General features: G+C 72.4%; 24 protein-coding genes. 15 read left to right on the top strand and 9 right to left on the bottom strand.

The features are described 5' to 3' along the window. Positions 1-79 precede the first annotated feature (79 nt). Positions 80-634 carry a TetR/AcrR family transcriptional regulator gene (locus tag ACF09C_RS33340; RefSeq protein WP_392096912.1) on the top strand — a complete coding sequence of 185 codons (555 nt, stop codon included), beginning with the start codon at positions 80-82 and terminating at the stop codon, positions 632-634. 72 nt (positions 635-706) lie between these two features. Here ACF09C_RS33340 and ACF09C_RS33335 read toward each other — a convergent pair whose 3' ends face one another. Together ACF09C_RS33335 and ACF09C_RS33330 are read right to left on the bottom strand one after the other, a co-directional pair. Continuing rightward, positions 707-1,624, bottom strand: a complete 918-nt coding sequence (locus ACF09C_RS33335) for a DeoR/GlpR family DNA-binding transcription regulator (protein ID WP_392096995.1) — start codon at positions 1,622-1,624, stop codon at positions 707-709. 213 nt (positions 1,625-1,837) lie between these two features. After that, positions 1,838-3,277, bottom strand: coding sequence for an NAD(P)H-quinone dehydrogenase (locus ACF09C_RS33330; protein WP_392096911.1), 1,440 nt, complete (start codon positions 3,275-3,277; stop codon positions 1,838-1,840). A gap of 240 nt (positions 3,278-3,517) precedes the next feature. Between ACF09C_RS33330 and ACF09C_RS33325 the strand changes: the two genes are divergently transcribed. From ACF09C_RS33325 to ACF09C_RS33310, 4 genes are all read left to right on the top strand, one after another. After that, positions 3,518-3,955 (top strand): gamma-glutamylcyclotransferase, encoded by a 438-nt coding sequence (locus ACF09C_RS33325; protein WP_362413749.1) that lies wholly within the window; start codon positions 3,518-3,520, stop codon positions 3,953-3,955. 194 nt (positions 3,956-4,149) lie between these two features. Continuing rightward, positions 4,150-4,953 carry a purine-nucleoside phosphorylase gene (locus tag ACF09C_RS33320; RefSeq protein ID WP_392096909.1) on the top strand — a complete coding sequence of 268 codons (804 nt, stop codon included), beginning with the start codon at positions 4,150-4,152 and terminating at the stop codon, positions 4,951-4,953. Between the two features lie 271 nt (positions 4,954-5,224). Further along, the gene (locus tag ACF09C_RS33315) at positions 5,225-6,877 is read left to right on the top strand and encodes a phospho-sugar mutase (RefSeq protein ID WP_392096907.1); all 1,653 of its coding nucleotides are present in this window, start codon (positions 5,225-5,227) and stop codon (positions 6,875-6,877) included. Positions 6,878-7,082: 205 nt separating this feature from the next. Continuing rightward, complete coding sequence (locus ACF09C_RS33310; RefSeq protein WP_392096905.1) at positions 7,083-8,273, top strand: hypothetical protein; 1,191 nt, start codon at positions 7,083-7,085, stop codon at positions 8,271-8,273. Positions 8,274-8,319: 46 nt separating this feature from the next. Here the strand turns inward: ACF09C_RS33310 and ACF09C_RS33305 are convergent, their stop codons facing one another. From ACF09C_RS33305 to ACF09C_RS33295, 3 genes are all read right to left on the bottom strand, one after another. Next, positions 8,320-8,952 carry a PH domain-containing protein gene (locus ACF09C_RS33305; RefSeq protein WP_392096903.1) on the bottom strand — a complete coding sequence of 211 codons (633 nt, stop codon included), beginning with the start codon at positions 8,950-8,952 and terminating at the stop codon, positions 8,320-8,322. A 34-nt stretch (positions 8,953-8,986) separates the two neighbouring features. Beyond that, complete coding sequence (locus ACF09C_RS33300; RefSeq protein ID WP_392096902.1) at positions 8,987-9,601, bottom strand: class F sortase; 615 nt, start codon at positions 9,599-9,601, stop codon at positions 8,987-8,989. Positions 9,602-9,804: 203 nt separating this feature from the next. Then, on the bottom strand, positions 9,805-11,193 hold the full coding sequence (locus ACF09C_RS33295) for a hypothetical protein (protein ID WP_392096900.1): 1,389 nt from the start codon (positions 11,191-11,193) through the stop codon (positions 9,805-9,807). Between the two features lie 233 nt (positions 11,194-11,426). Here ACF09C_RS33295 and deoC point away from each other — a divergent pair, with 233 nt between their 5' ends. From deoC to ACF09C_RS33280, 3 genes are read left to right on the top strand one after another with little or no spacing between them, the layout of a single operon-like run. Further along, positions 11,427-12,383, top strand: a complete 957-nt coding sequence (gene deoC / locus ACF09C_RS33290) for a deoxyribose-phosphate aldolase (protein WP_392096899.1) — start codon at positions 11,427-11,429, stop codon at positions 12,381-12,383. A gap of 5 nt (positions 12,384-12,388) precedes the next feature. After that, the gene (locus tag ACF09C_RS33285; protein WP_392096898.1) at positions 12,389-13,825 is read left to right on the top strand and encodes an aldehyde dehydrogenase family protein; all 1,437 of its coding nucleotides are present in this window, start codon (positions 12,389-12,391) and stop codon (positions 13,823-13,825) included. Continuing rightward, positions 13,818-14,711, top strand: a complete 894-nt coding sequence (locus ACF09C_RS33280; protein ID WP_392096897.1) for an aldehyde dehydrogenase family protein — start codon at positions 13,818-13,820, stop codon at positions 14,709-14,711. Before ACF09C_RS33285 ends, ACF09C_RS33280 begins: the two co-directional genes overlap by 8 nt. 53 nt (positions 14,712-14,764) lie before the next feature. Here ACF09C_RS33280 and ACF09C_RS33275 read toward each other — a convergent pair whose 3' ends face one another. After that, on the bottom strand, positions 14,765-15,154 hold the full coding sequence (locus tag ACF09C_RS33275) for a hypothetical protein (RefSeq protein WP_362413727.1): 390 nt from the start codon (positions 15,152-15,154) through the stop codon (positions 14,765-14,767). Positions 15,155-15,208: 54 nt separating this feature from the next. On the opposite strand from ACF09C_RS33275, the gene ACF09C_RS33270 reads away from it, so the two are divergent. Next, complete coding sequence (locus tag ACF09C_RS33270) at positions 15,209-15,904, top strand: uridine kinase (RefSeq protein WP_392096896.1); 696 nt, start codon at positions 15,209-15,211, stop codon at positions 15,902-15,904. A gap of 109 nt (positions 15,905-16,013) precedes the next feature. Here ACF09C_RS33270 and ACF09C_RS33265 read toward each other — a convergent pair whose 3' ends face one another. Continuing rightward, entirely contained in the window at positions 16,014-16,742 is a 729-nt protein-coding gene (locus ACF09C_RS33265; RefSeq protein ID WP_392096894.1) for a SigE family RNA polymerase sigma factor, read from the bottom strand. A 159-nt stretch (positions 16,743-16,901) separates the two neighbouring features. Here ACF09C_RS33265 and afsQ1 point away from each other — a divergent pair, with 159 nt between their 5' ends. The 5 genes from afsQ1 to ACF09C_RS33240 all read left to right on the top strand — a co-directional run bounded on the left by afsQ1 (position 16,902) and on the right by ACF09C_RS33240 (position 20,671). Then, positions 16,902-17,579, top strand: a complete 678-nt coding sequence (afsQ1, locus tag ACF09C_RS33260) for a two-component system response regulator AfsQ1 (RefSeq protein ID WP_181019089.1) — start codon at positions 16,902-16,904, stop codon at positions 17,577-17,579. Next, positions 17,576-19,069 (top strand): ATP-binding protein, encoded by a 1,494-nt coding sequence (locus tag ACF09C_RS33255; protein ID WP_392096892.1) that lies wholly within the window; start codon positions 17,576-17,578, stop codon positions 19,067-19,069. The genes afsQ1 and ACF09C_RS33255 overlap by 4 nt, the downstream gene beginning before the upstream one ends. A 26-nt stretch (positions 19,070-19,095) precedes the next feature. Next, positions 19,096-19,686, top strand: coding sequence for a hypothetical protein (locus ACF09C_RS33250; RefSeq protein ID WP_392096994.1), 591 nt, complete (start codon positions 19,096-19,098; stop codon positions 19,684-19,686). A 101-nt stretch (positions 19,687-19,787) separates the two neighbouring features. Then, entirely contained in the window at positions 19,788-20,378 is a 591-nt protein-coding gene (locus ACF09C_RS33245; protein WP_392096890.1) for a VanZ family protein, read from the top strand. A gap of 92 nt (positions 20,379-20,470) precedes the next feature. Further along, positions 20,471-20,671, top strand: a complete 201-nt coding sequence (locus ACF09C_RS33240; protein ID WP_262006996.1) for a PspC domain-containing protein — start codon at positions 20,471-20,473, stop codon at positions 20,669-20,671. A gap of 79 nt (positions 20,672-20,750) precedes the next feature. Here the strand turns inward: ACF09C_RS33240 and ACF09C_RS33235 are convergent, their stop codons facing one another. Both ACF09C_RS33235 and ACF09C_RS33230 read right to left on the bottom strand, forming a co-directional pair. Continuing rightward, positions 20,751-21,119, bottom strand: coding sequence for a hypothetical protein (locus tag ACF09C_RS33235; protein WP_362413711.1), 369 nt, complete (start codon positions 21,117-21,119; stop codon positions 20,751-20,753). A 151-nt stretch (positions 21,120-21,270) separates the two neighbouring features. Then, the gene (locus ACF09C_RS33230) at positions 21,271-22,425 is read right to left on the bottom strand and encodes an adenosine deaminase (RefSeq protein ID WP_392096888.1); all 1,155 of its coding nucleotides are present in this window, start codon (positions 22,423-22,425) and stop codon (positions 21,271-21,273) included. A gap of 115 nt (positions 22,426-22,540) precedes the next feature. On the opposite strand from ACF09C_RS33230, the gene ACF09C_RS33225 reads away from it, so the two are divergent. Next, positions 22,541-23,317 (top strand): alpha/beta hydrolase, encoded by a 777-nt coding sequence (locus tag ACF09C_RS33225; RefSeq protein ID WP_392096886.1) that lies wholly within the window; start codon positions 22,541-22,543, stop codon positions 23,315-23,317. The last annotated feature ends 87 nt before the right edge of the window (positions 23,318-23,404 follow it).

Raw genomic sequence — 23,404 nt, 5'->3', positions numbered from 1 at the left:
CGACCGCACCCCAGCTGTACGAAGGGCCCGCAGGCGCACCGCCGGTGGGCCCTTCGCCCATATCCGGAGGGATGGCCCCATGCGTGCCGACGCGCGCCGCAACCACGAACGGCTGCTGACCGAGGCCCGCGCCGTCTTCGCCGAACACGGCACCGACGCCTCGCTGGAGGACATCGCGCGCCGGGCGGGGGTCGGCATCGGCACGCTGTACCGGCACTTCCCCACCCGTGAGGCGCTGATCAACGCGGTCTTCCAGGAGGCGCTCGCCGCGCTGCTGCAGCGCGGCCGGGAGCTGGCGGAGGCCGAGGAGCCGTGCCCTGCGCTCGTGGAGTGGCTGCGCTGCCTGATCACTCACGCGAGTGAGTACCGCGGGCTGTCCCGGGCGTTGATGCCGGCCATGTCGGGCTCGCGGGACGCGCGTTCGGCGCTCGCGCAGTGCGGTGTCCCTCTGCACGCGGCGGGCGAGGCCCTGCTGTCCCGGGCGCAGAAGGCGGGGACGGTACGCGACGAGGTGTCGATCGGCGATCTGATGCGGCTGACCAACGCGATCGCGCTGGCGGCCGAACAGTCGCCGGAGGACCCGGAGTTGGCCGACCGGCTGCTGGAACTGACGGTACGGGGCCTGCTGCCCTGAGCCGGGGGTGCCGACCGGCACCCGGCGGGCCCCCTGGGGGAGGGACCCCTGAACCGAGCCTTCGTACGAGTCTCAACGCCGCCGCATGTCCGCCACCCGGGCCGCGCGCTCGGGGGCGAGCACCTCACTGGTCAGCGCCCCGCCCGCGCTGCGGAGCCGGCCACCCGGGTGGGCGGCCCGCTGTCCCGGGAGGGGGACGTCGCGGCGGGGGCGTCCGGGCGGGGGGACCTGGTCACCGCCCGCGCCCGTACCGGCCACGGCGATCTGCACGCCCTGGTCGGCCAGCGCCTGGAGCTCCGTCGCGGCCCGGTCGTCGTGCGCCGGGGGCTCGTCGGTGACGAGGCGGGTGATCACGTCCGTCGGCACCGTCTGGAACATGGTGTCGGTGCCGAGCTTGGTGTGGTCGGCGAGGACCACGACCTCGGCCGCCGCCTGCACCAGTGCCCGGTCGACGCTCGCGGAGAGCATGTTCGACGTGGACAGGCCGCGCTCGGCGGTCAGACCGCTGCCGGAGAGGAAGGCCCGGGAGACCCGCAGCCCCTGGAGGGACTGCTCGGCCCCGCTGCCCACCAGCGCGTAGTTGGAGCCACGCAGCGTGCCGCCGGTCATGACGACCTCGACCCGGTTGGCGTGGGCCAGCGCCTGGGCGACGAGCAGGGAGTTGGTGACCACGGTCAGACCGGGCACGCGGGCGAGCCGACGGGCCAGCTCCTGCGTGGTCGTCCCGGCGCCGACGACGATGGCCTCGCCCTCCTCGACGAGGCTCGCCGCGACATCGGCGATGGCCGTCTTCTCCGCGGTCGCGAGATGGGATTTCTGCGGGAAGCCGGACTCTCGCGTGAAACCGCCCGGCAGTACCGCACCGCCGTGCCGGCGGTCGAGGAGTCCTTCTGCCTCAAGGGCCCGCACGTCTCGCCGTACGGTCACTTCTGAGGTCTGGACGACGCGGGCGAGCTCCCGGAGCGACACGGCTCCGTTGGCGCGCACCATTTCGAGGATCAACTGACGACGTTCTGCAGCGAACACAAAACTGACAGTAACGTGAGCGGCCGGAACTTTTCAGCACTATGCGCCGAATTGCAGAAGATGCGCACAGACGGGGCCTCCAAGTGGTATGGGAGGCCCCGTCGTTGATCGTTCTATGTCCCCCCTTGCCGGGGGTTGTCCAGATCCCCCCAGGCGAGAGGGGTGATCGGCGGGTGATCAGGCTTCGCCGGTCGCCTTTCGGGTGTGCAACTGACGTGCCACTTCGGCGATCGAGCCCGACAGGGAGGGGTACACGGTGAAAGCGTTTGCGATCTGTTCGACCGTCAGGTTGTTGTCCACCGCGATCGAGATGGGGTGGATCAGCTCGCTCGCCCGGGGGGCGACGACGACGCCGCCGACCACGATCCCGGTGCCCGGACGGCAGAAGATCTTCACGAAGCCGTCCCTGATGCCCTGCATCTTGGCGCGCGGGTTGCGCAGCAGCGGCAGCTTCACGACCCTGGCCTCGATCTTCCCGGCGTCGACGTCCGCCTGGGTGAAGCCGACGGTCGCGATCTCGGGGTCGGTGAAGACGTTCGAGGAGACCGTCTTCAGGTTGAGCGGGGTCACCGCGTCGCCGAGGAAGTGGTACATCGCGATCCGGCCCTGCATGGCCGCCACCGAGGCGAGCGCGAAGACGCCGGTGACGTCACCGGCCGCGTACACACCGGGGGCGGAGGTGCGGGAGACCTTGTCGGTCCAGATGTGCCCGGAGTCCTTGAGCCGGACGCCGGCCTCCTCCAGACCCATTCCGGCCGAGTTCGGGATGGCGCCGACGGCCATCAGGCAGTGGGTGCCGGAGATGACCCGGCCGTCGGAGAGGGTGACCTCGACCCGGTCGCCGACCCGCTTGGCGGACTCGGCGCGCGAGCGGGCCATGACGTTCATGCCGCGGCGGCGGAAGACGTCCTCCAGGACCGCGGCGGCGTCCGGGTCCTCGCCCGGGAGCACGCGGTCACGGGAGGAGACGAGGGTGACCCGGGAGCCGAGGGCCTGGTAGGCGCCCGCGAACTCGGCGCCGGTGACACCGGAACCGACCACGATGAGCTCCTCGGGGAGCTCCTTGAGGTCGTAGACCTGGGTCCAGTTCAGGATCCGCTCGCCGTCCGGCTGGGCGTCGGGCAGCTCGCGCGGGTGGCCGCCGGTCGCGATCAGCACGGCGTCGGCGGTCAGGGTCTCCTCGGTACCGTCGGCGGCCGTCACGATCACCTGACGGGAGCCGTCCACGGCCTGCCGCCCGGAGAGCCGGCCGCGACCGCGCAGCACCCGGGCGCCGGCCCGGGTGACGGAGGCGGTGATGTCGTGGGACTGGGCCAGCGCGAGGCGCTTCACCCGGCGGTTGACCTTGCCGAGGTCGACGCCCACGACGCGGGCGGCCTGCTCCACGTGCGGGGTGTCGTCGGCGACGATGATGCCCAGCTCCTCGTACGAGGAGTCGAAGGTGGTCATCACCTCGGCCGTCGCGATGAGGGTCTTCGAGGGAACGCAGTCGGTGAGGACGGACGCGCCGCCGAGACCGTCGCAGTCGACGACGGTCACCTCCGCGCCGAGTTGGGCGCCCACCAGGGCAGCCTCGTATCCGCCGGGTCCGCCGCCGATGATCACGATCCGGGTCACTGGGATCTACGCCTCGCGCTCTCGTTCTGCCGGGGGGGTCCCCCCGCTGGGATGCAGTGCGTACGCCATTGTCCCGCACGCTTCAAGTGCGTACCCCATTGTCCCGTACGACGGAGGCGGACTCGCGCCGGGGCCTCCGTTCGGATCCGGTACGCCCGCGGCCTGCCCGGTACCGGGCCCGTACCGGCCCCCACCTCGGACTTCCGCAGACACCCGCTCCCCTCCCGTACCCTCGATCCCATGTCGCTCTACGCCGCGTACGCCGGCAACCTCGACGCGCGGCTCATGACCCGCCGCGCCCCGCACTCCCCGCTGCGCGGCACGGGCTGGCTCAACGGCTGGCGGCTGACCTTCGGCGGCGAGCAGATGGGCTGGGAGGGAGCGCTGGCCACCATCGTCGAGGCGCCGCGTTCCCAGGTCTTCGTCGCGCTGTACGACATCGCGCCGATGGACGAGGACTCGATGGACCGCTGGGAGGGCGTCAACCTCGACATCTACCGGCGGATGCGGGTCCGCGTGCACACCCTGGACGGCGAGGAGCCGGCCTGGGTGTACGTCCTGAACGCGTACGAGGGCGGGCTGCCGTCCGCCCGCTACCTGGGCGAGGTCGCCGACGCGGCCGAGTCGGCGGGCGCGCCGCACGACTACGTGATGGAGCTGCGCAAGCGCCCGTGCTGAGGGGACGGGCCACCGGACGGGCACAAGCGCACAGGGGTGGCCTCCGGGCGATTCGTCGGAAACGACAAGACAACGATCGCATGTCCGTCAGCATCGTCATCTACGCGCGTAGGAATTCTCGGGCTAGGCTTCTGCGGGTACGAAATCCGTCCGGGGCTCCCCTCGGACCCCCCCTCCCCGAGGCGAGAGAGTCAGTGAACGCAACTGCCACCCCGTACGAGGCCGCCGAGGCCGCTGCCGCGCGACTTCGCGAGCTGACCGGAGTCGAGAACCACGACGTGGCCCTCGTCATGGGCTCCGGCTGGGCGCCGGCCGTCGACGCGCTCGGCGCTCCGGAGGCCGAGTTCCCCGTGACCGAGCTGCCCGGCTTCCCGCCGCCGGCCGTCGAGGGACACGGCGGCAAGGTCCGCTCGTACAAGATCGGCGCCAAGCACGTCCTGGTCTTCCTTGGCCGCACCCACTTCTACGAGGGCCGGGGCGTCGCCTCCGTCGCCCACGGCGTGCGCACCGCCGTCGCCGCCGGCGTCAAGACGGTCGTCCTGACCAACGGCTGCGGTGGCCTGCGCGAGGGCATGCGCCCCGGCCAGCCGGTCCTGATCAGCGACCACATCAACCTGACGGCCGCCTCCCCGATCGTCGGCGCGAACTTCGTGGACCTCACCGACCTCTACTCGCCGCGCCTGCGCGCGCTGTGCAAGGAGGTCGACGCGACCCTCGAAGAGGGCGTCTACGTGCAGTTCCCCGGGCCGCACTACGAGACCCCGGCCGAGATCAACATGGTCCGCGTCATGGGCGGCGACCTGGTCGGCATGTCCACCGTCCTGGAGGCCATCGCGGCCCGCGAGGCGGGCGCCGAGGTCCTGGGCATCTCCCTCGTCACCAACCTGGCGGCCGGGCTCTCGGGCGAGCCGCTGAACCACGAAGAGGTCCTCCAGGCCGGCCGCGACTCGGCCGCCCACATGGGCGAACTCCTGACGCGGGTCCTCGACCGCATCTGAGGTGCAGCCGGGGCTCCGCCCCGGACCCCGCGCCTCAACCTCCCCCTACGCCTGGCGGCGTGGGGGGACCCCCAGCGGGGCTGGATTTCGCCCTGGCGGGCGGAAATCAGCCCGTCCGGCGTTTGAGGACACGGCCGCAGGCCGTACGGGGGCCTGGGGGCTTGCCCTCAGTTCGGGAAGGGGCGGGGTGGGGAAAGGCTCCGCGCAGCGGCCCCACCCCGCACCCGCCCCCACCCGCACCCACCCTCCCCGCACCCCCGAAAGGCACACCGTGACGCAGGACGACCTCCTCGCCCGGGCCCAGGCCTGGCTCGCCGAGGACCCCGACCCGGAGACCCGCGAGGAGCTCGCGCAGCTCATCGAGGCCGGCTCGACCGACGAGCTCGCCGCGCGCTTCGCGGGCACCCTCCAGTTCGGCACCGCCGGCCTCCGCGGCGAGATCGGCGCCGGGCCCATGCGGATGAACCGCTCGGTCGTCATCCGCGCGGCCGCAGGCCTCGCCGCGTACCTCAAGGCCAAGGGCCAGGAGGGCGGCCTCGTCGTCATCGGCTACGACGCCCGCTACAAGTCGGCCGACTTCGCCCGCGACACCGCCGCCGTGATGACCGGCGCCGGGCTGCGCGCGGCCGTGCTCCCCCGCCCGCTGCCGACGCCCGTCCTCGCGTACGCCATAAGGCATCTGGGGGCCGTCGCCGGTGTCGAGGTGACCGCGAGCCACAACCCGCCGCGCGACAACGGCTACAAGGTCTATCTGGGCGACGGCTCGCAGATCGTGCCGCCCGCCGACGCCGAGATCGCCGCCGAGATCGACGCGATCAGCTCGCTGAACGACGTCCCGATCCCGGCCGACGGCTGGGAGATCCTCGGCGACGAGGTCCTGGAGGCCTACCTGGCCCGTACGGACGCCGTCCTGACCCCTGGCTCCCCCCGGACCGCCCGGACCGTGTACACGGCCATGCACGGCGTCGGCAAGGACGTCGTCACGGCCGCCTTCGCCCGGGCCGGCTTCCCGCCGCCCGCGCTCGTCGCCGCCCAGGCCGAGCCGGACCCGGCGTTCCCGACGGTCGCCTTCCCGAACCCGGAGGAGCCGGGCGCGATGGACCTCGCCTTCGAGGCGGCCCGCGCCGTGGACCCGGACATCGTGATCGCCAACGACCCGGACGCCGACCGCTGCGCCGTCGCCGTGCCGGACGCCTCGGTGGAGGGCGGCTGGCGGATGCTGCGCGGTGACGAGGTGGGCGCGCTGCTCGCCGCGCACCTGGTGCACAAGGGGGCGCGGGGCGTCTTCGCCGAGTCGATCGTGTCGTCCTCGCTGCTCGGCCGGATCGCCGAGGCGGCGGGCGTCGGCTACGAGGAGACGCTGACCGGCTTCAAGTGGATCGCCCGCGTGGACGGTCTGCGGTACGGCTACGAGGAGGCGCTCGGCTACTGCGTCGACCCCGAGGGCGTCCGCGACAAGGACGGCATCACGGCGGCGCTGCTCGTCGCGGAGCTGGCCTCGGTGCTCAAGGAGCAGGACCGTACGCTGACCGACCTCCTCGACGACCTCGCGGTGGCCCACGGGCTGCACGCCACGGACCAGCTGTCGGTGCGCGTGGAGGACCTGAGCATCATCGCGAACGCGATGAGCACGCTGCGCGAGCGGCCGCCGGTCCACCTCGCGGGCCTCACGGTGACGACGGCCGAGGACCTGGCGAAGGGCACGGCTGCGCTGCCGCCGACGGACGGTCTGCGCTACTACCTGGAGGGCACCCACAAGGCCCGGGTGATCGTCCGTCCGTCCGGCACGGAGCCCAAGCTCAAGTGCTACCTGGAGGTCGTGGTCCCGGTCGCCGACGCGAGCGAGCTGGCGACGGCCCGCGCGAAGGGCGCCGAGATCCTCGCCGCGATCAAGCGCGACCTGTCGGAGGCGGCGGGTCTGTAGCGGCACCAAGCCCGTGTGGGGCCCGTACGGATCGGATTCCGTGCGGGCCCCTCGGCGTTGCTGTACGACTCCCGTGGGGCCGTCCCGTACGGCTCTCCCCTACGGGTGAATTCGGTACGCCGACCGGCCCCACCCGCGTCCCGCGATCAGGTGGTTCCGGTCAGGGTGACCCGGTGTCCCGCCGAGCCTCCCTGGAGCCGCCGCAGTGCCCCCGGTCCTGACCGCCCGACCGACCGTTCCCGCCTCCCGGCGGCCACCGTCCGCGCGGGGTGTCCGGCTCCCGAAGCGGGTGCGCGGGACCCTGCGGCACGCGGCGCCCGCGCTCCTCGGCTATCTGGCCGTGCGGCTCCTGGGGCTGCTCGTGCTCGGCCGCTGGGCGCATCTGCGGGGGGACGGGATCTGGCCGACGCTCGCGACGAGCTGGGACTCGCGCTGGTACCTGGCGATCGCCGACCACGGGTACGCGCCCGGGCCGCCCGGCGAACCGACCGACGGGCACCGGCCGATGGCGTTCTTCCCGCTCTACCCGGCCCTGATCAAGGCGGTCGCGGCCCTCACGCCCGGCTCGCGGGCCTCCGTGGGCCTGGTCCTCGCGGTGCTCTGCTCGCTGGCCGCCGCCTGGGGGATCTTCGCGGTCGGCGACCGGCTGTACGGGCGGCGGGTCGGCACGGTCCTGGCGGTCCTGTGGGGCGCGCTGCCGGTCGCCCTCGTCCAGTGGATGGGGTACACGGAGTCGCTGTTCACCGCGCTGACCGCGTGGGCGCTCTACACGGCCCTCGACGGGCGGTGGGCCTGGGCGGGCGGGCTCGCGGTCGCGGCGGGCCTGACCCGGCCGACGGGGATCGCGGTCGCCGCGGCGGTGACGGTCGCCGGGCTGCTCGCCGCGCGGCGCGGGAGCCGGCCCGCGCTCGTCGCGGCCGTGGTCGCGCCGCTGGGCTGGCTGGCGTACGTCGGCTGGGTGGGGCTGCGGCTCGGGCGCTGGGACGGGTACTTCGTGGTGCAGGAGACCTGGGGGAACGCCTGGGACGGCGGCTCGGTGACGCTGCGCCAGCTGCGCAGGCAGCTCGTCTACACCGCGGATCCGCAGCTCTTCCTGGTCCTGGTCTCGCTCACGATGATCGCCGCCGGCGCGCTCTTCCTGCTCTGCCTCGCCGACCGGCAGCCGCTGCCGCTCCTGGTCTTCACGGGCGTGCTGCTGCTCGTGGTCCTGGGCAGCGGGGGCGTGTACTTCCCCCGCGCCCGGTTCCTGCTGCCCGGCTTCCCGCTGCTGCTTCCGCTCGCGCTCGCGGCCGGCCGGGCGCGCCGCCGGGTGGCCGCCCTGGTGCTCGGCGGGGCGGCGCTGTCCTCGGCGTGGCTGGGCGCGTACATGGTGCTGGTGTGGGCGGGCGCGCCGTGAAGGGCGGGCGCGCCGTGCGCGCCGTGAAGGCCGTACGCGTCCGGCCTCAGCCGGTCGCGAGCAGGATCACGAGCAGGACGAGCCCCGCCGTCGCCGGCGCGATGATCTCGTACGCCCAGCGCACCTGCGGCTCCCCCTGCGCCTCGGGGCGGCCGGCGCAGCGCTCGGCCAGTTCCCGTAGATCGGCGATCGTCTGGTCGGCCGGTGCGAGCCGGTCCCGGTCGTCCACGCGCGCGTGCACGGACGTCCGGCCGTGCGGGTCGTCCTGGGAGGCGCGCGCCTGCTGCCGGGCCGCGCGCTTGCGCTGCCGCAGCGAGACGGGCACGGCCCACAGCTGGAACGTGCCCCCGTCCTGCGTGAGCACCTCGCTGGAGTACCCGGCCCGGACGTCGGCGACGGCGGCCCAGGGCAGCGTGATGTAGCGGAAGGGGTTGCGGATCCGCAGCCGGTCCTCGTTGGCGTACACCGCCGGGCGGATCGTGAACGCCACCACGAGCGGCACGACGAGCAGCAGACTCGCGAGGGCCAGCCACGGCGTGCGCCCCGCGCCCCGGACCATCGCGTCGATGCAGAACCACGCGGTGAGACCGATCAGCAGGACCCCGCCCGCGATCCCGAGGGGCGAACGGAAGACACGGTCGGCGAAGGCCGGCTCGGCGGGCGGCTGGGGGCTCGTCATGGTGCCGATTCTGCCTCAGCCCCCACCGCTCGGCTCAGGCGGCTCGGGTGACCAGATCGGCGTAGAGAATGACGTTGTCGGGGCGGTGCCCGTCGACCAGCTCGCCGCCGCAGGTGATCAGCCGCAGCTCGGGCCGGGTGGTGTCGCCGTAGACCTTCTTCGTCGGGAAGGCCTTCTTGTCGACCTGCTCCAGCTCCCGTACGCGGAAGACGGCGTCGGAGCCGTCGGCGCGGGTGACGGTGATCTCGTCGCCGACCCGGACCTTGGCGACGTCCTTGAGCACGGCGGGGCCACGCTCCGTGTCGAAGTGCCCGATCAGGATCGCGGGGCCGGTCTGGCCCGGGGTGACGCCCTTGTCGTACCAGCCGATCCGGTCGGCCTGGGCGACGGACGGCACCTCGACGGTCCCGTCCGCGGCGAGCCCCAGGTCGAGCACGGGCCCGGTGTCGACCCCGGCGGCCGGCACCTTCACCCGCACCGGCTCGGAGCGCGGCATCGGCGCGGCGGACGCGGCCGGCGCGGGCGAGGCGGTCTCGACGACCTTCGCGGGCGGCGTGGCGGCGGGGGCGCCGTCCTCGGCGCAGCCGGTGAGCACGGCGAGGGCCGCGAGGGCGAGCAGGACGGGGGCGACGGTACGGCGGCGGTTCACGGGGCGGCTCCGGGCGGGGATGCGACCGGCCGCCGCACGGGGTGTGTGTGCGACGGCCGGTCCGGGGTGGGGTGATGCTCCTGCTCGGGTCAAGGGCAGGGGTGGGTGATGCTCCTGCTCGCTCGGGTCAAGGGCAGGGGTGGTACTCCTGCCCGGGGGCAGAGATGGTGCTCCGCCCGGGGGCGGGGGTGGGACGCGTGCGGTCAGCCGCGGGCGGCGGCACGGCGGCGCAGGACGGTGAAGCCGAGACCGGCGGCGACGACGGCGGCCGCGCCCAGACCGGAGGCCATCAGCGCCGCGTCGTTGGCGCTCTCCACGCTGCCGAGTTCGGCACCGGCGGCGACCCCGCCCTGCGGGACGACGGTGGTCTGCCCGGAGGTACCGGCGGACGTGCCCGGGGCGGGCGTGGTCGGCTTCGTCTCGGGGGTGCCCGCGGCGCAGCCCTTCGGCAGGTCGGGGAAGTCGAGGGTGAAGAGCTCCTCCGGCTCGCTGGTGCGCATCTGCACGATCGGCTTCTTCGCGCCGGGCAGGGTCGACAGCCACACACCGTCGGCGAGGGCGGTCGACTTCGTGAGGGTCAGGGTCGCGAGCACCTTGCCCGCGTCGTCGTGGAGGATCCGGGCGAACGCGCCCGAGGGGCTGTTGACGAGCTGCAGGCTCAGCTCGTCGAAGGCGGAGCCGCTGTCACGGGTGACGGTGCAGCCCTTGGTGCTGTCGGCGTAGTCGGTGCCGAGGTTCCGGTTCATCCAGGAGCCGACCTGCCCCTTGTTGTCGAGGGTCACCCACATCTCGCCGAACTGGGCGCCCTTCTCCGCCTTGCCACCGGGGCCACCGGCCGTGACGCTGCCGCGGGGCTTGCCTGCGGCGGTCTTCAGCTCCAGCGTGTAGTGGCCCTTGGCGTGCCGCCACAGGTCGCCCACCGTGCCGTCGGCGAGCTTGCGGGTGCCGATCTTCTCACCGACGGGCGTCTCGGGCCCCTGGCCGCCACCGGGGTTCTCGGTGCTCACCAGCGCCGGGGCCGCCTGGACCGTGGAGCCGGGGATGTACGCGGCGAACCCGCCGTCCTGCTCCAGGACGACCACGGCCTTGCCGTACGTCCAGACCTGGCGGAAACCGTTCAGGTAGGTGAAGCCGCGGCCCTTGCCGTTCTCGATCAGCTGGAGGCCGTACCGGCCGTCCTTCTTGGCGAGCTGGAGGACGGTGCCGTCGGCGAGCTTGTAGACGCCGGGCTGCGCGCCGGGGACGTAGTTCCGCTCCCAGGCCAGGGTGCGGCCGTCCTCGAAGAGGACGAAGAAGGTGCCGTTGTCGTTCCCGGCGTCCGGGCGGGTGTTGGCGTCGAGCACGCCGACGGGCTTGCCGTCGAAGAAGAGATCGGCGCGGTGGTGCGCGGCCCCGACCTTGTAGATCTTGGCGATCGTGCCGTCGCGGAGGGTCTCCGTACGAACGAGGGTGCCCGGGGCGTCGGCGGCCGTTCCGGCGCCGGCCACCGGCTTGGCGTCCGCGGCGAACGCGGTTCCGGCGGTCAGGGCCGGGGTGACGGCGACGCCCGCGAGGAGGGCGGTGGCGACGGCGGTGCGGAGGGCGGTGCGCATAACGACTCCTGTGCATCAGATACAGGTCGGGTGAGGAAGAGCCGCATGCCGCTGACTTCTCGTTCGGTCGGGGCCGGTGAGTTCTCGCTGGCTGCTGAGAAAAAATCTAATGATCTTGTATGAGGGACCCGTCCGCTCCATGTCACAGCTCCGTGACGGGCGTCAGGAATCCCCTTCCGGAAAGGTGGGGCTGTACAGGCCGCTACGCGCGTAGATATGCTCGACTGGTGACCATGCCCACCACTGCAACCGCAGCTTCCGCTTTCGCCGACGCGACCGCGTCCGACGGCGCGCTGCGCCGCTTCCTCCACGGGCTGCCCGGCGTCGACGCCGTCGGCCTGGAGGCGCGCGCCGCGTCCCTCGGCACCCGCTCGATCAAGACCACGGCCAAGGCCTACGCCATTGACCTGGCCATTTCCATGATCGACCTGACGACGCTCGAAGGCGCGGACACCCCGGGCAAGGTCCGGGCGCTCGCCGCCAAGGCCGTCAATCCCGATCCGACCGACCGTACGACCCCGCCGACCGCCGCGGTCTGCGTCTACCCCGACATGGTGGCCACCGCCAAGGCCGCCCTGAAGGGCTCCGACGTCAAGGTCGCCTCCGTCGCCACCGCCTTCCCGGCCGGCCGCGCCGCGCTGGACGTGAAGCTCGCGGACACCCGCGACGCCGTCGCCGCCGGGGCCGACGAGATCGACATGGTGATCGACCGGGGCGCGTTCCTCGCCGGGAAGTACCTGAAGGTCTACGAGGAGATCCGGGCCGTCAAGGAGGCCTCGGGCGCCGCGCGCCTGAAGGTCATCTTCGAGACCGGCGAGCTCTCCACGTACGACAACATCCGCCGCGCCTCCTGGCTCGGCATGATGGCGGGCGCCGACTTCATCAAGACCTCGACCGGCAAGGTCGCGGTCAACGCCACCCCGGCCAACACGCTCCTGATGCTGGAGGCGGTGCGCGACTTCCGCGCGCAGACCGGCATCCAGATCGGCGTGAAGCCCGCCGGCGGCATCCGCAACACCAAGGAAGCCATCAAGTTCCTGGTCCTGGTCAACGAGACCGTCGGCGAGGACTGGCTGGACAACCACTGGTTCCGCTTCGGTGCCTCCAGCCTGCTCAACGACCTGCTCATGCAGCGTCAGAAGCTGGCGACCGGCCGCTACTCCGGCCCCGATTACGTGACGGTGGACTGATCATCATGGCATCTGTATTCGAGTACGCACCGGCGCCCGAGTCCCGGTCCGTCGTCGACATCGCCCCCTCCTACGGCCTGTTCATCGACGGCGAGTTCGTCGACGCGGCCGACGGCAAGGTCTTCAAGACCGTCTCCCCCTCCTCCGAGGAGGTCCTCTCCGAGGTCGCCCAGGCGGGCGCCGAGGACGTCGACCGCGCAGTGAAGGCGGCCCGCAAGGCCTTCGAGAAGTGGTCCGCGCTCCCCGGCTCCGAGCGCGCCAAGTACCTCTTCCGGATCGCCCGGATCATCCAGGAGCGCAGCCGCGAGCTGGCCGTCCTGGAGACCCTGGACAACGGCAAGCCGATCAAGGAGACCCGCGACGCGGACCTCCCGCTGGTCGCCGCGCACTTCTTCTACTACGCGGGCTGGGCCGACAAGCTCGACCACGCCGGCTACGGCGCGAACCCGCGCCCGCTGGGCGTGGCCGGTCAGGTCATCCCCTGGAACTTCCCCCTCCTGATGCTGGCGTGGAAGATCGCCCCGGCCCTCGCGACCGGTAACACGGTCGTCCTGAAGCCGGCCGAGACGACCCCGCTCTCCGCCCTGTTCTTCGCGGACATCTGCCGCCAGGCGGGCCTGCCCAAGGGCGTCGTCAACATCCTTCCCGGTTACGGGGAGACGGGCGCCGCGCTCGTCGAGCACCCGGACGTCAACAAGGTCGCCTTCACCGGCTCGACCGCCGTCGGCAAGGCCATCGCGCGCTCCATCGCGGGCACGGACAAGAAGGTCACCCTCGAACTGGGCGGCAAGGGCGCGAACATCGTCTTCGACGACGCCCCCATCGACCAGGCCGTCGAGGGCATCGTCAACGGCATCTTCTTCAACCAGGGCCAGGTCTGCTGCGCGGGCTCGCGCCTCCTCGTCCAGGAGTCGGTCCAGGACGAGCTGCTCGACGCCCTGAAGCGCCGCCTGTCCACCCTCCGCCTCGGCGACCCGCTGGACAAGAACACCGACATCGGCGCCATCAACTCCTCGGAGCAGCTGGCCCGCATCACCTCGCTGGTCGAGCGGGGCGAGGCGGAGGGCGCCGAGCGCTGGACGGCTGCCTGCGAGATCCCGTCCGCCGGCTACTGGTTCGCCCCGACGCTCTTCACCGGCGTCACGCAGGCGCACACCATCGCCCGCGACGAGATCTTCGGCCCGGTCCTGTCCGTCCTGTCGTTCCGTACGCCGGACGAGGCGGTCGCCAAGGCCAACAACAGCCAGTACGGCCTGTCGGCGGGCATCTGGACGGAGAAGGGCAGCCGCATCCTCGCGGTCGCGAGCAAGCTCCGCGCGGGTGTCGTCTGGGCCAACACGTTCAACAAGTTCGACCCGACCTCGCCCTTCGGCGGCTACAAGGAGTCGGGCTTCGGCCGCGAGGGTGGCCGTCATGGTCTGGAGGCCTACCTCGATGTCTGAGCAGCAGACGCGCCTGAACATCTTCAAGACCTACAAGCTGTACGTCGGGGGCAAGTTCCCCCGCTCCGAGAGCGGCCGGGTGTACGAGGTGAGCGACTCCAAGGGCAACTGGCTGGCGAACGTGCCTCTCTCCTCCCGCAAGGACGCCCGTGACGCGGTCGTCGCCGCCCGCAAGGCCTTCGGCGGCTGGTCGGGCGCGACGGCGTACAACCGGGGCCAGATCCTCTACCGCATCGCCGAGATGCTGGAGGGCCGCAGGGACCAGTTCGTCCGCGAGGTCGCGGACGCCGAGGGCCTGTCGAAGTCCAAGGCGGCGGCCGTCGTCGACGCGGCGATCGACCGCTGGGTCTGGTACGCGGGCTGGACCGACAAGATCGCCCAGATCGTGGGCGGCGCCAACCCGGTCGCCGGCCCGTACTTCAACCTGTCGACCCCGGAGCCGACCGGCGTCGTCACGGTCGTGGCCCCCCAGGACTCGTCCTTCCTCGGCCTGGTCTCCGTCATCGCCCCGGTCATCGCGACGGGCAACACGGCGGTGGTGATCGCGAGCGAGAAGTCCCCGCTCCCGGCCCTGTCCCTGGGCGAGGTGCTCGCCACCTCGGACCTGCCGGGCGGCGTGGTCAACATCCTCTCGGGCAAGGCCGCCGAGATGGGCCCGCACCTGGCGGCCCACCAGGACGTCAACGCGATCGACCTGACGGGCGCGGACGCCGACCTGGCCCGCGAGCTCGAGATCGCGGCGGCGGACAACCTCAAGCGCGTCCTGCGCCCCCGCGCCGTCGACTTCACGGCCTCCCCGGGCACGGACCGCCTGACGGCCTTCCTGGAGACCAAGACGGTCTGGCACCCCACGGGCTCCCTCGGCGCGAGCGGCTCGTCGTACTAGCACCACGCGAAACGGCCCCCAGGCATCCGCCCGGGGGCCGTTTCCCGTACCCGCTACGCCTTCGGCAGCAGCCCCGTGACCTCGCCGACCAGCGGCAGGTCGTCCAGGCCCCCGCCCTTCGTGACATGGTCGGTCACCAGGTTCGTCCCCACCGGCTTGAAGTCGGCGACCTGGGTGCCGATCCCGTTGTCGAGCGGGTCGACCCCGGTGTTCGCCAGCGGGTCGAGCTGGAGGTTCGTCAGCGGGCCCACGGCGTGGCCGGTGGCCCCGAGGGCCGACGCGGCATCGCTGCCGAGGAGCGAGTCGACCGGCAGCGGCAGCGGGGCCGCCTGGGCGCCCGCGGCCCCCAGACCGAGCACGGCCGCACCGGCCGCCGTCACGGTCAGCCCGGCCTTCAGGAGGGCACCGCGACGGGCGGTCCCGGATTGCTTGTGACGCGCCATGAGAGTCCTTCGACGTTGGGTGATGACGTGGGCACCGAGCGTAGTTGAGGTGTGATGCTCGATACCAACCCCCTTCCTCAGGGGTCCCCTGCCCGGGGGAATGGTTCACACTGGTGTCCCGTGAGTTCTCAACCGATCCCGACGCGTGTCGTCCTGCTCGCGGGCCCCTCAGGCTCCGGCAAGTCGTCCCTCGCCGCCGTCACCGGCCTCCCGGTCCTGCGCCTCGACGACTTCTACAAGGAGGGCGACGACCCGACGCTTCCGCTGGTCGCGGACAGCGCCGACATCGACTGGGACTCCCCCGGCTCCTGGGACGCGGAGGCCGCCGTCGCCGCGATCATGGACCTGTGCCGTACGGGCCGCACGGACGTGCCGGTGTACTCCCTCGCCACCAGCTCGCGCGTGGACCACGACGCCCTCGACATCGGCCGGACCCCGCTCTTCGTCGCGGAGGGCATCTTCGCCGCGGAGATCGTGGAGCGCTGCCAGGAGCTCGGTGTCCTCGCCGACGCCCTGTGCCTGCGCGGCCGCCCCTCGACGACGTTCCGCCGTCGCCTGCTGCGTGACCTCAAGGAAGGCCGCAAGTCGGTCCCGTTCCTGCTCCGCCGCGGCTGGCGTCTGATGCGCACGGAACGCTCCATCGTGGCCCGCCAGACCGAGCTGGGCGCCCACCCCTGCGCCAAGCAGGAGGCCCTGGGCCGGCTGGCCGCCGCGGCGGCGGGCCGTCACCGCACCCCCGTGGCCCGATAGCCCGCACAACGACGCGGGCGGTACAAGCTCCCCCGGCTTGTACCGCCCGCGCCTTTTCCCCCGTACCCCCGTACGTCCCCCGTTGTTCCCCCGTGTTCCCCCCGTGCCTTCAGGCCACCAGCTCGCCGAAGGACTCCTCCTCGTCACGGCCGAAGCTCAGCACCTCGTCCTCGCGCAGCCTGCGCAGCGAACGCCAGATGCTCGACTTCACCGTGCCGACACTGATGTCCAGGATCTCCGCGATCTCCGGATCCGTACGGCCCTCGTAGTAGCGCAGCACCAGCATCGTGCGCTGGAGCTCGGGCAGCCGGGCCAGGGCCTGCCACAGGACCGCGCGCAGCTCCGTGCCGCGCATCGCGTCCGTGTCGCCCGCCGTCTCCGGCAGCTCCTCCGTGGGGTACTCGTTGAGCTTCCGCCGGCGCCAGGCGCTGATGTGCAGGTTCGTCATGGTGCGGCGCAGATAGCCGCCGACCGCCGCCTTGTCGCTGATCCGGTCCCAGGCCCGGTAGGTCGAGAACAGCGCGCTCTGCAGCAGGTCCTCGGCCTCGAACCGGTCACCGGTCAGGTGGTAGGCGGTGGCGTACAGGGAGGCACGACGCTCGGCCACGTAGGCGGTGAACTCCGCCTCGGACGCCGACTGCCGCTCCCCCTTGACCTCCCCGTACGCCGCTCCCCCGTCAGCCACGGCGACCATGTACGGCGCCTTGTGCTGACGCCCGGCGCTGCGAACGCACCCCCGCCCGTTCACACCGCCGGACTTCTCCGTCCCGCCCCGCACGACGACATCGTGGAGACGCGTGACCACTGCGCTCGTGGTGGTGCTGTGCAGTGCGTTCATCTCGCGCCCCCCGTCGGTTGGAGTCTGTTCGGTCCGTGTGCCAAGAACTCTGCCCGGGCACTTTCATCGGGGTGTCCGCCGACTGTCACAGCCGTGTCACAGGGGCGGGTCCCGCCGCACAGTCGAACTCCGACGGCCGCATGGGACAGAATGACGTCCGTGCCTTTCCTGTTGCTGATCGAGGACGACGACGCCATCCGCACGGCCCTCGAACTCTCCCTGTCACGCCAGGGCCACCGAGTGGCCACCGCGGCGACGGGAGAGGACGGCCTGAAACTGCTCAAGGAGCAGCGTCCGGACCTGGTCGTACTGGACGTCATGCTGCCCGGCATCGACGGCTTCGAGGTGTGCCGGCGCATCCGGCGCACCGACCAGCTGCCGATCATCCTGCTCACCGCGCGCAGTGACGACATCGACGTCGTCGTCGGCCTGGAGTCCGGCGCCGACGACTACGTGGTCAAGCCGGTCCAGGGTCGGGTGCTCGACGCCCGGATCCGGGCCGTACTGCGGCGCGGCGAACGGGAGTCGACCGACTCGGCGACCTTCGGTTCGCTGGTCATCGACCGTTCGGCGATGACGGTGACGAAGAACGGGGAGGACCTGCAGCTCACGCCGACCGAGCTGCGGCTGCTCCTGGAGCTGAGCCGGCGGCCCGGACAGGCCCTGTCGCGCCAGCAGTTGCTGCGCCTGGTGTGGGAGCACGACTACCTGGGCGACTCGCGGCTCGTGGACGCCTGTGTCCAGCGGCTGCGCGCCAAGGTGGAGGACGTGCCGTCCTCGCCGACCCTGATCCGTACCGTCCGGGGTGTGGGCTACCGGCTGGACGTCCCTGCGTGAGAAGAGCGATATTCGCCGGGCTGCGCTTCACGAGTCTCCGGCTGCGTCTCGTCGTCGTCTTCGCGCTGGTCGCGCTCACGGCCGCGGTGTCCGCGTCGGGGATCGCGTACTGGCTGAACCGCGAGGCGGTGCTGACGCGGACGCAGGACGGGGCACTGAACGACTTCCGGCAGGAGATGCAGAACCGGGCGGCGACGCTGCCGCTGCGGCCCACCGAGGACGATCTGCGGCGCACCGCCGACCAGATGGCGAGCGGCAGCGCCGGGTACAGCGTGCTGCTGCTCGGTGAGCGGGAGGCCGGCAAGCCGATCATCGGGGCCTCGAACCCGGACACGTTCACGCTGGCCGACGTGCCGGAGTCGCTGCGGACCGCGGTGGACACGGCGCGGCCCGCGACGGACGGCGAGACCAGCCCGTACCACCTGTTCTGGCAGCGGACGCAGCGCGGGAAGACGCCGTACCTGGTCGGTGGTACGCGGATCACCGGCGGCGGACCCACCGGCTACATGTTCAAGTCCCTGGAGGCCGAGCGGGCCGATCTGAACTCGCTCGCCTGGTCGCTCGGGATCGCCACCGCGCTCGCGCTCGTCGGCTCCGCGCTGCTCGCGCAGGCGGCGGCCACGACCGTGCTGCGGCCGGTGCACCGGCTCGGCGAGGCGGCGCGGAAGCTGGGCGAGGGCGAGCTGGACACCCGGCTGCGGGTCTCCGGCACCGACGAACTGGCCGATCTGTCACGGACGTTCAACAGCGCGGCCGAGTCCCTGCAGAAGAAGGTCGCGGACATGAGCGCGCGGGAGGAGTCCAGCCGGCGGTTCGTCGCGGACATGTCCCACGAGCTGCGGACCCCGCTGACGGCGCTGACGGCCGTCACGGAGGTCCTGGAGGACGAGCAGGACGACCTCGACCCGATGATCGCGCCGGCCGTGGCGCTCGTGGTGAGCGAGACGCGGCGGCTGAACGACCTGGTGGAGAACCTGATGGAGGTGACCCGCTTCGACGCGGGCACCGCCCGGCTCGTCCTCGACGACGTCGACGTCGCCGACCAGGTCACCGCCTGCATCGACGCCCGGGCCTGGCTGGACGCCGTGGACCTGGACGCCGAGCGGGGGATCGTGGCGCGGCTCGACCCGCGCCGGCTCGACGTGATCCTGGCGAACCTGATCGGCAACGCGCTCAAGCACGGCGGTTCGCCGGTGCGGGTGTCGGTGCGCACCGAGGACGGCGAGCTGGTCATCGCGGTGCGGGACCACGGTCCCGGCATCCCGGAGGAGGTCCTGCCGCACGTCTTCGACCGCTTCTACAAGGCGAGCGCGTCCCGGCCGCGGTCGGAGGGCAGCGGTCTCGGTCTGTCGATCGCCATGGAGAACGCGCTGATCCACGGCGGTTCGATCACCGCCGCGAACTCGCCGGACGGCGACGGCGCGGTGTTCGTCCTGCGGCTCCCGCAGGACGAGGAGCAGGACGAACAGGACGGGGTGGAGGAGCGTTGAGCCGCCGCAGAGCAGTCCGTACGGGCATGGTGGCGGCGGTGGTGGTCGTGGCCGCGCTCGCCTCCGGGTGCGGGATCAGGACGACGTCGGTGCCGGTGGACGCGGGGCCCGGTCCCTCACGGGTGCCGTGCAGCGTGACGGGCGACGAGGTCGCCGCGCAGTCGACGGGCGTCCCGGTCCGGGTCTACCTGATGTGCGGCTCGCAGCTGGAGGCGGTGGACCGGCGCTCGCCGCTGCCGCAGGAGAAGGCGAGCGGCAACCCGGTGACGACGGCGTCGGCGCTGCTCGCGCAGTTGCTGAGCGAGCCCTCGGACAGCGAGCGGGAGGCCGGGTTCTCCACGGCCGTCAAGGGTCCGCTCGTCGTCACCGGCGGCCGACCGGGCGACCCGGTGGACACGCTGCGGCTCAGCCGGCAGCCGGAGGACCTGACGCCGACGGCGCTCGCGCAGATCGTCTGCACATTCGCGCACAGCTCGGCGGGCGCGGGCGAGGAGAGCGTGGTCCTGGGCGGGCCGGGCCGCTATGCCCCGCGCCGGTACGCCTGCACGACCGAGCTGCGCGAGCGCCCGGAGTCGGCGGCGCCGACACTGGGCCTGCCGACGCCGTCGGCGTCCTGAGACCGTCGGGGGTCTCCTGAGACCGTCGGCGCCCTGAGACCGTTCTGGGAGGTCCTCGTCGCTGCGGAACCGATTCCGGGACGGGGCGCGTCTTGGGGGGCGTGCAGCGTCAAGGTTCGGGCGGCAGCGCCGCCGTGGTCGTACGCGTGGTGGGTTTCGCTCTCCTCCTCGCGCATCTGCTGCTCGTCGCCTGGGTGGCACTCAGCCCACGCGACGTGGCCTGGGTGACCGCGCCGAACCTGACCCCACTCGCGGGGATCCGCGCGGATCTCGCGCTCGGCCCGGCCGAGGCGGCCCGGCGGATCGGCGAGGGCCTGCTGCTCCTGGCCCCGCTCGGGGTGCTGCTGCCGATGGCCGACGGACGGCTGCGGGTCTCGCCCTGGGCGTCCCTGGCCCGTACGGTCGCGGCCGGAGCCCTGGTGTCGCTGGCCGTGGAGCTGTTGCAGACCGCCGTGCCCGGGCAGGTCGTGGACATCGACTCGCTGCTCCTGAACACCGCCGGAGTGGCCCTCGCGCATCTGCTGGTGGTGCCCGCCGGGCGGGCGCGGCTGCGCCGGGGGCGATACGGGGACGGGGAGAGGACGAGCGGGTCCTCCCCGCGTCGCAGGCCGGGCCGGGGTTCGGCCCTCCTGCGGGACGAGGGTTCTCAGGGGCCTACCCCGACGATTCCCAGGGTCGGGATCGCCCCGTAGACCGACGCTTTGTCCCGCCTTGCCGGGCGAGGATGGAGTCATCGGAAGCCCGACGGAGCGGCTTCCCGAAGACCCTCCCGAAGGAGCCCACCATGGCCGCACTTGCCCGCCCCCGTGACGGACGCATGATCGGCGGAGTGTGCGCAGCGCTGGCACGGCGCTTCGGCACCTCGGCCACCACCATGCGGGTCATCTTCCTCGTCTCGTGCCTGCTGCCGGGGCCGCAGTTCCTGCTGTACCTGGCGCTCTGGCTGCTGCTCCCGGCGGAGAAGTCGGCGAGCACCGCCTGGTAGCGGGCGCGAGGACGTACGTACGCCGATGGGGCGCTCACCCGGACCGGGTGGGCGCCCCATCGGCGTGGGTACGGCGTGATCAGCCGATCGGCAGGCCACCGAGCGGCAGGGCGCCGACCGGGAGGCCGCCGAGCAGGCCGCCGACCGGGGTGTTGCCGAGCGCGTTGGTGGCGCCGTCGAGGGGGGCGTGCTCAAGCGCCTGGCCGGCGGCGGCCGGGACGGCCTTGGCGCCCTGGTCGACGGCGGCCTGGCCGCCCAGGAGGGACTCGGTGGCGCCCTCGGGGAGCTCGGTGAGACCGTCGCCCAGCGGCACGGTCGAGGTGACCAGGCCGAGCGCGTCGGGCGCGGCGGGCAGCGCCGGGGCGGCGGTGGCCGTGCCGGCGGCGGCAGCGGCGAAAGCGGCACCGAGGGCGGCGACACCGAGCGTCTTGGCGGCAGACTGCTTCATCAGAGAATCATCCTTGAGGATTTCGGGGAGGAAATTCGGGGAATGCAGAGCGGCTTTGCAACTTAGCCAGCGAATGACGCTCCCGCAAACACCGAAAGGCGGCCGGTCAGATGTTCCCCGGCCGCCCCGACGCCCCTCCCGAAGCCTGCGCTCAGTCCGCCCTTCCGGCAGACTCGCTGGTCGTGACGGTCTGCTGGAACAGCCATTCGGACTTCAGCTCGGCATACCCGGGCTTGATGACGTCATTGATCATGGCGAGACGTTCATCGAAAGGAATGAACGCTGATTTCATCGCATTGACCGTGAACCACGCCATGTCGTCGAGCGTGTAGTCGAATGCCTCGATCAGCAGCTCGAATTCCCGGCTCATGCTCGTACCGCTCATCAAGCGGTTGTCGGTATTGACGGTGGCCCGGAAGTGCAGCTTGCGGAGCAGGCCGATCGGGTGCTCGACGATGGAGTCCGCCGCGCCGGTCTGCAGGTTGGAGGTCGGGCACATCTCCAGCGGGACGCGCTTGTCCCGCACGTACGCGGCGAGGCGGCCGAGCTTCACCGAGCCGTCGTCGGCGACCTCGATGTCGTCGATGATGCGGACGCCGTGGCCGAGACGGTCGGCGCCGCACCACTGGAGGGCCTGCCAGATCGACGGCAGGCCGAAGGCCTCGCCCGCGTGGATCGTGAAGTGGTTGTTCTCGCGCTTGAGGTACTCGAAGGCGTCGAGGTGGCGGGTGGGCGGGTAGCCGGCCTCGGCGCCCGCGATGTCGAAGCCGACGACGCCGGAGTCGCGGTAGCGGTTGGCGAGTTCGGCGATCTCCAGGGCGCGCGCCGCGTGCCGCATGGCGGTCAGCAGGGCGCCCACGCGGATGCGGTGGCCATTGGCGCGCGCCAGCCGCTCGCCCTCGCGGAAGCCCTCGTTGACGGCCTCGACGACCTCCTCCAGGGTGAGCCCGGCCTCCAGGTGCTGCTCGGGGGCGTAGCGCACCTCGGCGTAGACGACACCGTCCTCGGCGAGGTCGACCGCGCACTCGGCGGCGACGCGGACGAGGGCCTCGCGGGTCTGCATGACGGCGCAGGTGTGCGCGAAGGTCTCCAGATACCGCTCGAGGGAGCCCGAGTCGGCGGCCTCGCGGAACCAGATGCCGAGCTTGTCGGGCTCGGTCTCGGGGAGGTGGTCGTAGCCCTGCGCGAGGGCGAGTTCGATGATCGTGCCGGGGCGCAGTCCGCCGTCGAGGTGGTCGTGGAGGAGCACCTTCGGCGCGCGGCGGATCTGGTCCGCGGTCGGAACGCTGTGGGTCTGGCTCGTCATTGCCGCACTCTAGCCCCTACGCGCGTAGAGCGCCCCTCCTCAACTCGCTTGTCGATACGTAACAGTGACCGCGCGTACGGATGGCGTACACCTCGCCTTCTGAGACTGTTCTGCCATGGCGCACTCCGCACTCGTAGGGACCGCAGGAGGCCGGACACCCCGGCTCGGACGGCCCGTCGGCGCATCGCACCCCGGTACGGCGGTGGGCGGTGTGGTCCTGCTCCTCCCGGACGGGGAGGTCGCGTCCGGGCGGCGCGCCTCGGTCCGGGCGCACGCGGCGCTGCTGCCGCTGGGCCGACAGCTCGTCAGGGCGGGCCGCGGGGAAGGCCTGGTGGCGCACGTGGTGCGGTACCGGGGGCGCGGCTGGAACGGTACGGACGCGGCGCTGGCCTCGGACGCGGAGTGGGCGGTGGCGGAGGCGGTACGGCGCTACGGCGACGTCCCGGTCTGTCTGGCCGGCCACGGGATGGGCGCGCGGGCGGCGTTGCGGGCGGCGGGACACGCGGCGGTCGACGCGGTGCTCGGGCTCGCGCCGTGGCTGCCGGAGGACGACGTCGCGGCGGAGCCGGAGCCGGTACGGCAGTTGGTGGGGCGTCAGGTCCTGCTGGTGCACGGCACCAACGACGCGCGGACGGATCCTGAGCTGTCGTACCGGCTCGCGGTGCGGGCGAAGAAGGCCAACCGGGACACGTGCCGCTTCGAGGTCCACTCGGACGGGCACGCGCTGCGGCAGTACGACGAGGAGGTGCGCGCGCTGGCGACGGACTTCGTCCTCGGCGCGCTGTTCGCCCGCCCGTTCGCCCGCCCCCTCGCAGACGCGCTGGCGGCTCCGCCGCCGCTGGGTCTGCGGATGCCGCTGGCGGCGGGCTTCGGGCGGGTGGGCCGGCGCTAGCCGCGGGCCCGGGGCGCGGATTCCTCCCCCACTCCACCCCTTCCCGAAACTCTGACGAGACCGGGGGGCTCCGTCCCCGACCCCCCC

Origin of the sequence: Streptomyces sp. NPDC014870 (assembly GCF_043081505.1) — a bacterium.
Lineage (GTDB): Bacteria > Actinomycetota > Actinomycetes > Streptomycetales > Streptomycetaceae > Streptomyces.
Note: the sequence above shows the minus strand (reverse complement) of the source record. Positions and strands in the feature narration are given on the sequence as shown.